The organism is Kitasatospora sp. NPDC004745 (genome assembly GCF_042873275.1).
Lineage (GTDB): Bacteria > Actinomycetota > Actinomycetes > Streptomycetales > Streptomycetaceae > Kitasatospora.
In genome coordinates this window covers 1-12978 of the sequence record NZ_JBIALK010000033.1, presented here as the reverse complement: position 1 = coordinate 12978, position 12978 = coordinate 1, and the positions used below count along the sequence as shown (strand labels likewise).

At 75.8% G+C, this 12978-nt stretch carries 11 protein-coding genes; 7 read left to right on the top strand and 4 right to left on the bottom strand.

Going from position 1 to position 12978, the window contains the following annotated elements; translation table 11 throughout:
- Window positions 1-63 precede the first annotated feature (63 nt).
- On the bottom strand, window positions 64-777 hold the full coding sequence (locus ACFYUY_RS35095) for a DUF5995 family protein (protein ID WP_387906873.1): 714 nt from the start codon (window positions 775-777) through the stop codon (window positions 64-66).
- A 207-nt stretch (window positions 778-984) separates the two neighbouring features.
- Between ACFYUY_RS35095 and ACFYUY_RS35090 the strand changes: the two genes are divergently transcribed.
- Together ACFYUY_RS35090 and ACFYUY_RS35085 are read left to right on the top strand one after the other, a co-directional pair.
- On the top strand, window positions 985-1677 hold the full coding sequence (locus ACFYUY_RS35090) for a TetR family transcriptional regulator (RefSeq protein WP_387906870.1): 693 nt from the start codon (window positions 985-987) through the stop codon (window positions 1675-1677).
- A complete protein-coding gene (locus tag ACFYUY_RS35085) occupies window positions 1674-2588 on the top strand; it encodes an SDR family oxidoreductase (RefSeq protein ID WP_387906867.1) in 915 nt (304 codons plus the stop codon). The genes ACFYUY_RS35090 and ACFYUY_RS35085 overlap by 4 nt, the downstream gene beginning before the upstream one ends.
- Before the next feature lie 130 nt (window positions 2589-2718).
- Here the strand turns inward: ACFYUY_RS35085 and ACFYUY_RS35080 are convergent, their stop codons facing one another.
- Together ACFYUY_RS35080 and ACFYUY_RS35075 are read right to left on the bottom strand one after the other, a co-directional pair.
- Window positions 2719-3396, bottom strand: coding sequence for a DUF6461 domain-containing protein (locus ACFYUY_RS35080; RefSeq protein WP_387906864.1), 678 nt, complete (start codon window positions 3394-3396; stop codon window positions 2719-2721).
- Between the two features lie 283 nt (window positions 3397-3679).
- Window positions 3680-5116, bottom strand: coding sequence for a cytosine permease (locus ACFYUY_RS35075; RefSeq protein WP_360215140.1), 1437 nt, complete (start codon window positions 5114-5116; stop codon window positions 3680-3682).
- A 73-nt stretch (window positions 5117-5189) separates the two neighbouring features.
- Between ACFYUY_RS35075 and ACFYUY_RS35070 the strand changes: the two genes are divergently transcribed.
- The 3 genes from ACFYUY_RS35070 to ACFYUY_RS35060 all read left to right on the top strand — a co-directional run bounded on the left by ACFYUY_RS35070 (window position 5190) and on the right by ACFYUY_RS35060 (window position 9786).
- Window positions 5190-5885, top strand: a complete 696-nt coding sequence (locus tag ACFYUY_RS35070) for a TetR/AcrR family transcriptional regulator (RefSeq protein WP_387906861.1) — start codon at window positions 5190-5192, stop codon at window positions 5883-5885.
- Between the two features lie 117 nt (window positions 5886-6002).
- The gene (locus ACFYUY_RS35065) at window positions 6003-7679 is read left to right on the top strand and encodes an amidohydrolase (protein WP_387906858.1); all 1677 of its coding nucleotides are present in this window, start codon (window positions 6003-6005) and stop codon (window positions 7677-7679) included.
- A 121-nt stretch (window positions 7680-7800) separates the two neighbouring features.
- Entirely contained in the window at window positions 7801-9786 is a 1986-nt protein-coding gene (locus tag ACFYUY_RS35060; RefSeq protein ID WP_387906855.1) for an acyl-CoA dehydrogenase, read from the top strand.
- Window positions 9787-9940: 154 nt separating this feature from the next.
- On the opposite strand, the gene ACFYUY_RS35055 is transcribed toward ACFYUY_RS35060, so the two are convergent.
- A complete protein-coding gene (locus tag ACFYUY_RS35055; RefSeq protein ID WP_387906852.1) occupies window positions 9941-10405 on the bottom strand; it encodes a MarR family winged helix-turn-helix transcriptional regulator in 465 nt (154 codons plus the stop codon).
- Between the two features lie 118 nt (window positions 10406-10523).
- Between ACFYUY_RS35055 and ACFYUY_RS35050 the strand changes: the two genes are divergently transcribed.
- Together ACFYUY_RS35050 and ACFYUY_RS35045 are read left to right on the top strand one after the other, a co-directional pair.
- The gene (locus ACFYUY_RS35050; RefSeq protein ID WP_387906850.1) at window positions 10524-11876 is read left to right on the top strand and encodes an aldehyde dehydrogenase family protein; all 1353 of its coding nucleotides are present in this window, start codon (window positions 10524-10526) and stop codon (window positions 11874-11876) included.
- Between the two features lie 143 nt (window positions 11877-12019).
- A complete protein-coding gene (locus ACFYUY_RS35045) occupies window positions 12020-12778 on the top strand; it encodes a maleylpyruvate isomerase family mycothiol-dependent enzyme (protein WP_387906847.1) in 759 nt (252 codons plus the stop codon).
- Window positions 12779-12978: the final 200 nt, after the last annotated feature.

The following is a 12978-nucleotide window of genomic DNA, read 5'->3' as shown; positions in this document are numbered from 1 at the left end:
CGCACGACGCGGCGGCCGCCCCCCGCCCACCGGGGAACGGCCGCCGCTCCACGCGCGCCGGGGCTACCCGGCCGGCGGCGGGACGACGGGGACGAGGATCCCGTGACTGGTGGTCCGCACCCCCTGGGCCATGAGGGCGAGCTGGCCGTTGTAGGCGAACGGGAGGCCCCGCACGGCCCACAGACCGTTCGCCGCGCCCCAGGCGACGTCGCGGGCCGCCCTGATGCTGAAGCCGCTGACGGCGTGCTTGAGCGACTCGGCGGGCGCGGTGGCGATCCGGACCAGCCGGCCCTCGAACTCGGCCCGGACCTCGGCCTCGACGCTCGCCAGCAGGTCGTTGACCTTCTCGTAGTCCCGGTGGACCGGCGGGCGCTCGGGCGCGGTGCCGCGTTCCTTGCAGGTCTCGACCACGCTGATCGCGAGGTCGTGGTCGATGTGCGCGTTCATCCCCGCGAGGGCGAACTGGATCGGCCAGACGACCCGGTTGCCGCGCATCCGGAAGAGCGGCTCCCAGGCCGGGTCGACCGGCTTCCCGGCCTTCGCGGCGTCGACGTTCGCGAGGTAGAGCCCGGCGAACAGGACGTCCATGCGCTCCATGAACGCGTTGTCCTCGAAGCCGCCGGCGGCGACCTTCTCCTTGACCAGTTTGGTCACTTTCAGATACATGCGGTTGAAGCAGGCCACGCCGTCGCGGGGGTCGAGTTCGGCGTCGACCTGCTCCATCCTGTCGATCACCGCATCGATGGTGGTGGGGAGTTGGGTGGACTGGGTGGTCATGATCGGCCTTCCGTGGGGCGGGTCAGCTCAGCGGATACGGTACGACCTGTCCGCCGCTTTGACTACGGAGCGTGTCGAAACAGCCCACAAGGTAGTACGCGGAGCAACGGACGCGCGGCGCGACCCGCCGCACCGGGCGTTGCCCTCGCCGCATCCGTCCCGTATTAATAAATGAACAGTCATTTATGAATGGGATGGGAGTGCACCATGGCCGGACGCCCCCGGGGTGTCGAGGACGCCGTGCTGCTGCGGCACACCGCCGAGGTGATGGGGCGGGTCGGCCCCGCCGGACTGACGCTCGCCGCCGTGGCACGGGCCGCCGGCGTGGCGCCGGCGACGCTGGTGCAGCGCTTCGGGTCGAAGCGCGGACTGCTGCTGGCGCTGGCTCGCGCCTCGGCGGACGCGGCGGACGCGCGGTACGAACGGCTGCGCGCCGCGCACGCCTCACCGCTCGCCGCACTGCTCGCGCTGGCCGAGGAGGAGACCGCGCCCCTGGCCAGCCCCGAGAGCTTCGCCAACCACCTCGCCTTCCTCGGGATGGACCTCGCCGACCCGGAGCTGCACGCCCACGCCCTGACCGTGCACCGCGCCCAGGGGCGGGCCGTCGCCCGGATGCTGGAGGCGGCCGCGGCCCTCGGCGAACTCCGCCTCTCCGCCGACCCGGCACGCCTGGCCCGCTCGGTGCAGACGGTCGTCGCCGGAACGGGACTGACCTGGGCGCTGGACCGCGAGGGGACGCTGCCGGACCGGCTGCGCACCGAGCTCACCGACCTGCTCGCGCCCCACCTCGCCGCGGACCTCGCCCCGCACCCGCACGTCCCCGCCGGCACGGGCCCCACCGGCACCGGCACCGGCACGATCCGGACCACGACCACGACCACGACGTCGGAGGAATCATGAGCACCGCCCCCAAGCCGCTGTCCGGCAAGGTCGCCCTGGTCGCGGGCGGCACCCGCGGCGGCGGCCGCGGCATCGCCGTCGAGCTGGGCGCCGCCGGCGCCACCGTGTACGTCACCGGCCGCAGCAGCCGGACGGCCGGCACCACCGGGCTGGACCGCCCGGAGACCGTCGAGGAGACGGCCGACCGGATCACCGCGGCCGGCGGGACGGCGATCCCGGCCCCCACCGACCACAGCGACCCGGCGGCCGTCCGGGCCCTGGTCGAGCGGATCTCCACCGAGCAGGACGGACGGCTGGACGTCCTGGTCAACTGCGTCTGGGGCGGCGATCCGCTCGTCGACTGGGAACACCCGCTCTGGGAGCAGGACCTGGACACCGGCCTGCGGCTGCTGCGCCAGGCCGTCGAGACCCACGTGATCACCAGCCGGTACGCCCTGCCGCTGCTGGTCGCCCGGCGCAGCGGCCTGGTGGTCGAGGTCACCGACGGCAACACCGCGCGCTACCGGGGCTCGTTCTTCTACGACCTCGCCAAGTCCGCGGTGATCCGGCTGGCCTTCGCCCAGGCCGCCGAGCTGCGGCCGCACGGCGTCGCCGCCGTCGCCCTGACCCCCGGCTTCCTGCGCTCCGAGGCCGTCCTGGACCACTTCGGCGTCACCGAGGAGACCTGGCGCGAAGCCGCCGCCCAGGACCCGGACTTCGCGTACTCGGAGAGCCCCGCCTACCTCGGCCGGGCGGTCGCCGCCCTCGCCGCCGACCCGGAGGTGATGGCGAAGAGCGGCCGGGCGCTGGCCACCTGGGGGCTCTACCAGGAGTACGGCTTCACCGACGCGGACGGCACCCGGCCCGACTTCGCGGCGCACTGGGCCGAGGCCCTGGTCGACACCTACGGCCCGCTGGGCGACCCGCTGTGACCGGGGACGGCCGGCGGGACGCGACGTCGGGCACGTGACGCCGGGCACGCGACGTCGGGGACGCGAGGGCGGGACGTGACGCCGGGGACGCGACGGGAACGGGCCGCCGGGACGGACGCCCGGCGGGCGCTCAGCGGGCCTGCAGCTCCAGCCCCGGCGTGCCGCGCACCGCGTACGCCGGCAGTCGGAGGTCACCGAGGACGGCCCGGGGCAGGGTGAGGCCGAAGCGGCGCTCGACGGCGCCGAGGGCGCGCCGCCGGACGGCCTCGTGCGATTCGCCCACCGGGCCCCGGTACGTCACCCCGTCGGCTTCGAGCACGCCCGCGGCGACCAGGTCGGGCAGCAGCAGATCGGGCTCCCGGCCCCAGCGCCAGCGTTCCTCCGCGAGGCCGAAGCCGCAGAGCACGGCGCCGTCGCGGGCGTAGTCGAGCAGCGCCGGCGGGTGCTCGGGCATCGGACGGAAGTGGACCACCTCGGCGCCGTCGCAGGCTATCTCCGTCAGCCGCTCGCCGCCGGTGGAGTCGCCGTACTCGACCGCGAAGGACCAGCCGCCGGCCTCCCCGACCCGGATCACGCCGTCGCCGTCGTCGCTCGGGCGGTAGACCTCGATGTCGAGCTCCCACACCTCGGTGCCGCTGATCGGCCCGGTGGCGGCGGCCGGATCGGCACCCATCCGGCGGGCGAGCTCCTGCGGCGGGATGCCCCGGGCGAACACCACGCCGTCGAGGGACCCGCCGGCGTCGGCGAGCCATCTGATGCCGTCACCGCCCCCGGCCCCGGCCCCGGCCCCGGCGGTACCGTTCGTCATGAACGCCCCCTCCCCTGGCGCCGATCCGCCGTGGACCGGGCTACCGGTCGGCACCCTAACCGACCGCACTGACACCCGGCGGGCGTTCGGCGGACGGCCGGGGAGGGAACGGACCCCCGACGGGCGGGAGAAGCCGTCGGCCGGGAGGCCCCCCGTGCGAGCCGACAGCCGACCCCGTCGGACCTCCCGTCCAGACCTCCCGTCCAGACCTCCCGTCCGGACCTCCCCGGCCGGACCCCCACCCCGGCTTCCCCGGCCGAACCCCCCGGGAGGACCTCCCCCGTCAGACCTGCCGCCGCGCCGCCGGGCGACGCATCAGCACCGCGTACACGGCCGCCGCGACGACCATGCCGACCGGCAGGGCCAGGTCGACGCCGAACAGCGCCGCCACCGGCCCGGTGTAGAGGGTGTCGACGCACAGCGCGGCGCAGGCCACCCCGGCGCCGAGGGCCAGCGCGCCGGCGGGGTTGACGCCCGCCCGGTACCAGAAGGCGCTCCCCGGGGACTCGTCGCCGAGGGCGCGGCCGTCGTAGCGGTTGCGGCGCAGCAGGATGTCGACGGCGTAGACCGCGGTGCTGGGGCCGAGCAGGACGACGGTCAGCTGGAGCACGTTGCTGACGGTGTCGAGGAAGTTGGAGACCAGCAACGCGTACAGGGTGAGGCTGACCGCGACGGCGCCGTCGACGAGCACGCTGACGGTGCGCTTGATGCGGATGCCGACGGCCTGCAGTGCGAGGCCCGCGCTGTAGGCGGTGAGGGCGTTGACGGCGATGGTGCCGACGACGAGAGCGAGGAGGAAGACCGGGTTGAACCAGCCGGGCAGGATCCGCTGGAGCGCGGCCTGCGGGTCCGTCATGTCGACGACGGTGGCGGCGAGCACGCCCAGGCCGCCGACGAGGACGCTGGGCAGGAAGCCGCCGAGGGCGGTCCAGCCGAGGACGGCGCGCGGGGAGGTGGTGTGCGGCAGGTACCGGGAGAAGTCGGCGCTGGTGGTGTAGGACAGCGGGCCGGAGGCGATCAGGGTGACGCCGGCCAGGACGGCGGCCCACAGGTGGCCGCCGGAGAGCGGCTCGGCGGGCGCGTAGCCGTAGTCGGCGCGCCGCAGGACCACGTACCCGACGACCGCGAAGGCGGCGGCGAGGGCGAGGGTGATCGGCAGGTAGAGCCGGACGATCGCGGCGTGCCCGTAGACGCTGATGGCGAGGGTGACCACGACGATGGCGACCACGATGGCGACCTTGATCGGGGTGGTCGGGGTGAGTCCGGCCTGCTCGGCGAGGGAGAACGCGGCGACGGCGGCCGCGGCGAGGTTGAGCGCGAAGTAGCAGACGGAGATCATCCAGCCGGTGACCGCGTTGTTGACGCGGTTGCCGATGACGCCGTACATGGCGCGGGTGATCACCTCGCTGGGTGCGCCGGCGGCCGGTCCGGGGACGGCGAGCAGCCCGGTGCCGAGCCAGAAGAGGTTGCCGACGACGACCACGGCGAAGGCCTGGAGGAGGTCGAGGCCGGCCAGGACGAGGGCGCCGCCGACCACCAGGTTGAGGTAGTTGACGTTGGCCGCGGCCCAGACGGAGAAGAGTTCGCGGGCGCGGCCGCGCCGTTCGTCCTCGGGGATGTGGTCGATGCCGTGGACCTCGACCCGACCGGCCTTCTCCGGCTGGGGCGGTGCGGCCGACCGGGTGTCGGAGTGGGGGTGGTCCGGGAGCGTGGACGCCATGTGGGGGCCTTCCGTGGGGGGTGTCGTGCCCACCTGCTTGCTTATTGGTCGCACACTCAATAGCATCCGGCACATGACGTCAAGCGTTCAGCGCAAACGGGTCCGCAAGTCCCCCGACGACCGGCGGGCGGAGATCGTCGGGGCCGCCGCCACCGTCGCCCTCACCGAGGGCCTGGAGTGCATCACGCTGCGCCGGATCGCCGAGCAGCTCGACGTCCGCCCCGGGCTGATCAGCCACTACTTCCCCGCCGTCGAGGACCTCGTCGCCGAGGCCTTCGGCAGCGCCGCCACCGCCGAACTCGAGACCCTGCTGCCCGCCGACCCCCACGACGGGTCGCCGCTGCGCCACCTCGCCCGGTTCTTCGCCCACGCCACCGGGCCGGCCTACGACGACATGAGCCGGCTCTGGCTCAACGCCCGCCACCTCAGCCGCTACCGGCCCGTCCTGTCCGAGCGGGTCCTCGCCCAGGAGGCCCTCTGGCGCGGCCGGCTGAGCGGCGTCATCGAGACGGGCGTGCGGCAGGGCGAGTTCCGCACCGAGGACGCCGACGTGACGGCCCTCCAGATCCTGGTGGTGATCGACGGCCTGGCCGGGCACGCCAACACCGGGCTCGGCGGCCACCCGGCCGCCGTCATCGGCCTCGCGGCCAGCACCGCCGAACGCGAACTCGGCCTGCCCCCGGGCACCCTCGCCGCCCCTCCCGCCGAGGCACCGGACGCCCCCGCCACCCCTCCGGACACCCCCGCCGCCCCTCCCGCCGAGGCGTAGAACCCGCCCGCCGGCCCTCCCGCCGAGGCGTAGAACCCGCCCGGCAGGCCCGCGCCGGATCCGCCGGACCCGCCCCGGGCCCCTTCTCCCCCACCCCGCACCCCCGTTGGAGCCGCCGTGCGCACCTCCCTCGTCCTCCTCTCCGCCCGTCTGCTCGACCCCGCGACCGGCGGATTCCTCCCGCAGACCGCGCTGGCCGTCGCGGACGGCCGGATCGCCGCCCTCGGCGACGACCGGGAGATCCGCGAACTCGCCGACGCCGCCACCACGGTGATCGACCTGAAGGGCGCCGTGGTCACCCCCGGCCTGGTCGACGGACACCTGCACCCCGTCACCGGCGCCGAACTCACCCACGGCCTCGACCTCTCCGGCTGCACCGACCTCTCCGACGTCCGCGCCACCCTCGCCGCGGGGGTGCGCGCCCTCGCCCCCGGGGCCTGGCTGCACGCCTGGGGCCTGGACCCCAACGTCTTCGGCGACCGGCCGGTGGAGTCCGCGGCGCTCGCCCCCGTCCTCGACGGCGTCCCGGCCCTGCTCCAACTCTTCGACGCCCACTCCATGCTGGCCAGCCCCCGCGCCCTGGAACTCGCCGGCGTCGACGGCCCGCGCCGCTTCGACCAGGCCGCCGAGGTGGTCTGCGACCCGGCCGGCCGCCCCACCGGGCTCCTGCTGGAGGACGCCGCCTGCGAGCTCGTCGAGCGCGCCGCTCCGCAGCCCACCCGCGCGGAGCGCCGCGACCGCCTCGCCGCCGCGCTCTCCGCGATGGCCGCCGCCGGCCTCACCGGCGGCCACGCGATGGACGCCAACGGCGACAGCCTCGAGCTGTACGCCGAACTCGACGAGGCCGGCGACCTCCCGCTGCGGCTGCGGGTCGCGCCCTGGTGCCAGCCGGGCGTGGACGCGGACGGGCTGCGCGCGCTGATCGAGCAGCAGCGCCGGGGCGGCCGGCTCTGGCGGGTGGACGGCGTCAAGCTGTTCATGGACGGCACCATCGACAACGGCACGGCCTGGCTGGAACGCCCGGACTGCCACGGCGAGTCCACCCACGCGTTCTGGCCCGACCCGGCCGAGTACACCCGCGTCATCGCGGAGCTGCACCGCGCGGGGGTGCCCACCGCGACCCACGCCATCGGCGACGCGGCCGTCCGTCACGCGCTGGACGCGATCGCCGGGGCCGCGGGCGGGACGACGGGCGAGGCGGCCGGCGGGACGGCGGGCAGGGCGGCCGGGGCTCCCGGCGGCGACCGTGCCGTCCGGCACCGGATCGAGCACATCGAGACCGTCCCGGACGACACCGTCCGCCGGTTCGCCGAGCTGGGCGTGATCGCCTCCATGCAGCCCACCCACTGCTGCGACTTCACCCGGGCCGACCACACCGACAACTGGTCCCGCCGCCTCGGCGAGGAGCGCGCCGACCGCGCCTGGCGCTGCCGCGACCTCTGGGACGCGGGCGCCACCGTCGTCCTCGGTTCGGACTGGCCGATCGCCCCCTACCCACCGCTCGGCGTCATGGCCGGCGCCCGTCACCGCCGGCCGAGCCGCGACCTCGCCCAGCCCCCGCACAACCCCGGCCAGGCGCTCACCGCGCTGGAGGCGCTGCGGGCGATGACCGTCAACGCCGCGCACGCCGCCGGCGAGGAGCAGCGGGCCGGCCGGATCGCCGTGGGCCGGCGCGCCGACCTCACCGTGCTGGCCGCCGACCCGCTGACCACCCCGGCCACCGCGTTGCCCGAGGTCCCCGTCCTGCTCACCCTCCTCGACGGCCGCCCCACCCACCGCGCCGACTCGCTCTGATCCCGGCGCCGCCGTCCGGCCCCCGGAGCCGGACGGCGGCGGTGTCGAGCAGCAGTGACGACCGCCGGTGATCTTGATCACAAAGCCGTTACCCGGCCGCCTCCCGGTCAATGGCCCGTACATGACCTTAATCAGCGACACCCTGCCGATCCCCGCCCCGACCGCCCCGGCGGGACCCTCCACCCAGGCCGGGACGGACGGTCCGGCCGGCCCGTCCGTCCCGGATGCCGCGACCGCCCCCACCGGCACGACCACGACGACCGCCGACCTCACCCGTCTCCTCTTCGGCCCCGACCGCGACCGGGTGCACTCCCCCTGGCGCGCGCTGACCACCGACCCGGCCATGCACCGCCGCACCGAGGCCGGCACCGAGGAGCAACTCGCCGCCTCCTACCGACGGTTGCACCGGATCAACGCCGGCACCGACGCCGCCGGACTGGCCACCGACCCGCGGCTGCTGACCGCCCTGCACGAGTGGACGGCCCCGCTCGACGGCGCACTCACCGTCCTGGCCGGCATCCACTACAACCTCTTCCTCGGCTCCCTCCTCGACCACGACCCGGCGCCGAAGCGCCCCCTCGACGAGTACCTCCGGATGGAGCGGATCGGCACCTTCCTCTGCACCGAGCTCGGCCACGGCAACGACGCCGCCGCGCTGGAGACCGTCGCCGACTACGACCCCACCGACCGCACCTTCACCCTCCACACCCCCGTCCCGGCGGCCGCGAAGTTCATGCCGAACACCGGCCCGGCCGGCGGCCCGAAGTCGGCCGTGGTCGCCGCACGGCTGCGGGTCGACGGCCGCGACCACGGGATCTTCCTGTTCCTCGTCCCGCTCACCGACGAGCGCGGCACCCTGCCCGGGGTGACGGTCCGCCCGCTGCCGCTGCGCCCGGGCAGCCCGGTCGACCACTGCCTGACCTCCTTCGACCGGGTCCGGCTCCCGTTCGAGGCCCTGCTCACCGGCGACCACGGGCGGCTCTCCGACGACGGCACGCTCACCAGCGCGCTCGGCAGCAAGCGGAAACGGTTCCTCACCGCGATCTCCCGGGTGGGTCTCGGAAAGCTGTGCATGAGCGCCAGCGCGATCGGCGGTGCCCGGGCGGCCCTCGCCACCGCGATCCGCTACGCCCACCACCGCGAGGTCACCGGTGCACGGCCGGACCGCCGGGTGCCCGTCTGGGCGCACCGCACCCACCACGGGCCCCTGCTGGAGGCGCTCGCCACCGGCTACGCGATGACCGCGCTGCACCGCGCCACCGTGGAGCACTGGGCCGGCGACCACGGCACCCGGCCCGTGACCGCCGACCGCGAGGCCGTCGACCACGAGCCGGTCGATCCCAGCACGGCCGGCCGTGGAGGGGTCGACCGTGCGCACGCCGAACGCCGCGTCGCCATCACCAAGGGCTGGATCACCTGGCAGGCCCGCGACCTGATCATCGAGTGCCGCGAGCGCTGCGGCGCCCAGGGGCTGCTCCCCGTCAACGGCCTGATCCCCCTCGCGGCGGACATCGAGGGCGCCATCACCGCCGAGGGCGACAACCTCGCCCTCTGGGCCAAGGCCGGCGCCGAACTGATCCTGGAGAGCGCGCCCGAACCGCCCGCCGCGGCTCCCGCGCACCCCGGCGACCTCCGCGACCCGGCCACCCGCCAGGCCCTGCTGCACGCCGTCGGCGGGCACCGGCTGGCCCGCGCCCGGGCCCGGCTCCGCGGGGCGCCCGCCGGCGACGGCCTGCGGCGGTGGAACGCGGCCGCGCCGGACGCCCTGGCGGCGGTGACCGCGCGGGCCGAGCACGACGCCGGCGCCGCCCTGCTGGCCTGGGCCGGGGCCGCACGGGACCCGCAGGCCCGCGCACTGCTCCTCGACCTGCACCGCCTGTTCACCCTGAGCCGGATCGAGGCCCACGGGACGCTGCTGCTGGCCACCGGCGAACTGGCCCCGGACCGGGCCGACGGACTGGCCGCTCTGCGGGAGCGCTCCATCGACCGGCTGGCCGGGCACGCGCTCGTCCTGGTGGACGCCTTCGACCTGCCCGAGGCCTTCTTCGCCCACCGCCCCATCGCCACGCCGGCCTACCAGCAGGCGTTCACCACCCGGACGTCCTGAGCCCGCGGGCACGGCCCGAGCCCACCGCGACGACCGGCCCGCCCACGACCGGGGCCGCACCGGGCGGTCCACACAGCAGCGCCTCCCGCCCGGTTCCCGTCCCGACCCGGGCGGGAGGCCGCGGGCGGGAGGCCGGGCGCCGATCCGCCGGGGGTTACCCGGGCAGGGCCCGGTCCGCCGCGGAGGTCGTCTCCGGGAAGGCCCGGTCCAGCAGGGAGCGCAGGGCACCCCGGTCCTCGGCGGTGAGCTCCTCGAGGGCGGTGAGGCCGGACATCAGGTCGGCGCGGATCAGCCGGACGGTCCGCTCTCCGTGCTCGGTCAGCGCGATGTTCTTGACCCGGCGGTCGGAGGGGTCGGGCTCCCGGAGCACCAGGTCGCGGGCCTCCAGGCGGTCGACGATCCCGGTGACGTTGGAGGCGTCGCAGGAGAGCAGTCCGGCGAGGCCGCGCATGGAGCGCGGGCGGGTCAGCAGGCTGAGCGTCTTGCCCTGCATCAGGGTCAGCCCGTGCCCGGCCGCGGCGGCGGCGAAGTGGCGGTAGTAGGCCGCGGCGACCCGGGCGAGCTGCTCGATCAGTTCGATCGGCGTGGCGGTCCGGTCCGGCCGGGGGTTCTCGTGCACGGTGTCGAGCATAGGCAGATTGCTTGACATCCTCAACCATCGAGGTCTACGGTCCAACAATGCTTGAGGTCATAAACCATCGACGACCTCAAGACACTCGGAAGGACCGCGAGCCCCCATGACCCACACCCCCGCCACCCCGGACACCGCCCCCGACGCCCCCGGCACCGCCGGCGTCCCCGCCACCGTCGCCCGGCTGCGCGCCACCTTCGACACCGGCCGGACCAAGCCGCTCGCCTGGCGACTGGCCCAGCTGGCGGCGCTGCGCGCGCTGCTCACCGAGCGGTCCGAGGAGCTCCTGCAGGCCCTGCACGCCGACCTCGGCAAGGGCACCGCCGAGGCCTACCGCACCGAGGTCGGCTTCACCCTGAACGAGCTCGACCACACCGTCGCCCACCTGGAGCAGTGGCTGCGGCCCAAGCCCGCCGAGGTGCCCGAGGTCTTCCGGCCCGCCGCGGCCCGCGTGGTGCGCGACCCGCTCGGCGTCGTGCTGATCATCGCGCCGTGGAACTACCCGCTGCAGCTGGCGCTGGCCCCGCTGGTGGGCGCGCTGGCCGCCGGGAACGCGGCCGTCGTCAAGCCCAGCGAGCTCGCCCCCGCGACCTCCGCCGCCATCGCCCGGCTGCTGCCGCGCTACCTCGACCCGGAGGCCGTCGCCGTCGTCGAGGGAGCCGTCCCGGAGACCACCGCCCTGCTGGAACAGCGCTTCGACCACATCTTCTACACCGGCAACGGCGCGGTCGGCCGGATCGTGATGACGGCCGCCGCCCGGCACCTGACCCCGGTCACCCTGGAACTCGGCGGCAAGAGCCCCGTCGTGGTCGAGCCCGGCGTCGACCTGGCCGTCACCGCGCAGCGGATCGCCCGGGGCAAGTTCCTCAACGCCGGTCAGACCTGCGTCGCCCCCGACTACGTCCTCGCCGTCGGCGACACCGCGGCCGAGCTGGAGGCGCGCCTGGCCGAGGCCGTCCGCGAGCTGTTCGGCGAGGACCCGGCCGCCGACCCCGGCTACGGCCGCATCGTCAACGAGCGCCACTTCGACCGGCTCACCGCGCTGCTCGGCGACGGGCGGACCGTCACCGGCGGCACCCACGACAGCGCGAGCCGCTACCTCGCCCCGACCGTGCTCGCCGACGTCTCCCCCGAGGCCCCGGTGATGCGGGCGGAGATCTTCGGCCCGATCCTGCCGATCGTCGCCGTGCCCGACCTCGACGCGGCCATCGCCTTCGTCAACGAGCGCGACAAGCCCCTCGCCCTCTACGCCTTCACCGCGTCGGAGCGCACCAAGGAGCGGCTCACCGAGGAGACCTCCTCCGGCGCGCTCGCCTTCGGCCTGCCGGTCTCCCACCTCGCCATGCCGGAGCTGCCGTTCGGCGGGGTCGGCGAGAGCGGCATGGGCCGGTACCACGGCGAGTACTCGATCGACACCTTCAGCCACGCCAAGGCCGTCGTCGACAAGCCGCTGGACTGACCGTCCGACGGGCCGGCCCGTCGCCCCCGAGGCCCGGCCGGCACCTGCCGGGACCCGCGGCCCGGCCGACGCCCGTCGGCACGCGTCCACCCCGAGCCCGTCCGCCCCACACCCATCCACCCCCGTACCCGAGCGAGCACCCCATGACCACCATCGACCACGGCGCCGCCGTCGCCGCGGAGACCGCCCGCCTCGTCACCGTCCTCCGGGACGCCGACCCGGACACCCCGGTGCCCGGCTGCCCCGGCTGGACGCTGACCGACCTCGCCCGCCACACCGGCAGCGTGCAGCGCTGGTTCACCGTGCTGCTGCGCGGCCGGGTCCAGGAGCCGCCCCGCAGCCGCGAGGTCGACCTGCGGCTGCCCGAACGGCCGGACGGCTACCCGGCCTGGCTCGCCGAGGCCTCGGCCGAGGCCGCCGAGGCGTTCGCCGAACTCGACCTCGACGCGCCGATGTGGGCCTGGGGCGCCGACCAGCACGCCCGCTTCTGGGTGCGGCGGATGCTGTTCGAGACCCTCGTGCACCGCGCCGACGCCGAACTCGCGCTCGGCCGCACCCCCGACCTCGACCCGGTGCTCGCCGCCGACGGGGTGGACGAGTTCCTCACCAACCTGCCCTTCGCGGCCCTCTTCGCGCCGCGGACCGCCGAACTGCGCGGCTCCGACCGCACCCTGCGCTTCACCCGGACCGACGGCGAGGGCGACTGGCTGGTCCGCCTGCGACCGGACGGCTTCGGGCTCGACCCGGACGGCGCCGGAGTCACGGCCGACGCGACCGTCCGCGCCGGCGCGGCCGACCTCCTGCTCCTCCTCTACGGCCGGCTCGACCGCACCTCCCCGCGGATCGACGTCCGGGGGGACGACGCGCTGCTCGCGCACTGGTTCACCCACTCCGCGTTCTGAGCCCCCGCGTTCCGCAGCTCCGCACCCTGACCCTGGAGCGGCCGGGCGGGGGGGCGGGGGGGGGCGGCCCCCCCCCCCCCCCCCCCCCCCGGCCCCCCCCCCCCCCCCCCCCCCCCCCCCCCCCCCCCCCCGGGCCCCCCCCCCCCCCCCCCCCCCCCCCCCCGCCCCCCCCCCCCCCCCCCCGCCGGCGGCGAGGGCCC

Bases quoted from the DNA above. Each gene is read 5' to 3' on its own strand.
- ACFYUY_RS35095 (WP_387906873.1), bottom strand. From the start codon at position 777: ATGACCACCCAGTCCACCCAACTCCCCACCACCATCGATGCGGTGATC.
- ACFYUY_RS35090 (WP_387906870.1), top strand. From the start codon at position 985: ATGGCCGGACGCCCCCGGGGTGTCGAGGACGCCGTGCTGCTGCGGCAC.
- ACFYUY_RS35085 (WP_387906867.1), top strand. From the start codon at position 1,674: ATGAGCACCGCCCCCAAGCCGCTGTCCGGCAAGGTCGCCCTGGTCGCG.
- ACFYUY_RS35080 (WP_387906864.1), bottom strand. From the start codon at position 3,396: ATGACGAACGGTACCGCCGGGGCCGGGGCCGGGGCCGGGGGCGGTGAC.
- ACFYUY_RS35075 (WP_360215140.1), bottom strand. From the start codon at position 5,116: ATGGCGTCCACGCTCCCGGACCACCCCCACTCCGACACCCGGTCGGCC.
- ACFYUY_RS35070 (WP_387906861.1), top strand. From the start codon at position 5,190: ATGACGTCAAGCGTTCAGCGCAAACGGGTCCGCAAGTCCCCCGACGAC.
- ACFYUY_RS35060 (WP_387906855.1), top strand. From the start codon at position 7,801: ATGACCTTAATCAGCGACACCCTGCCGATCCCCGCCCCGACCGCCCCG.
- ACFYUY_RS35050 (WP_387906850.1), top strand. From the start codon at position 10,524: ATGACCCACACCCCCGCCACCCCGGACACCGCCCCCGACGCCCCCGGC.
- ACFYUY_RS35045 (WP_387906847.1), top strand. From the start codon at position 12,020: ATGACCACCATCGACCACGGCGCCGCCGTCGCCGCGGAGACCGCCCGC.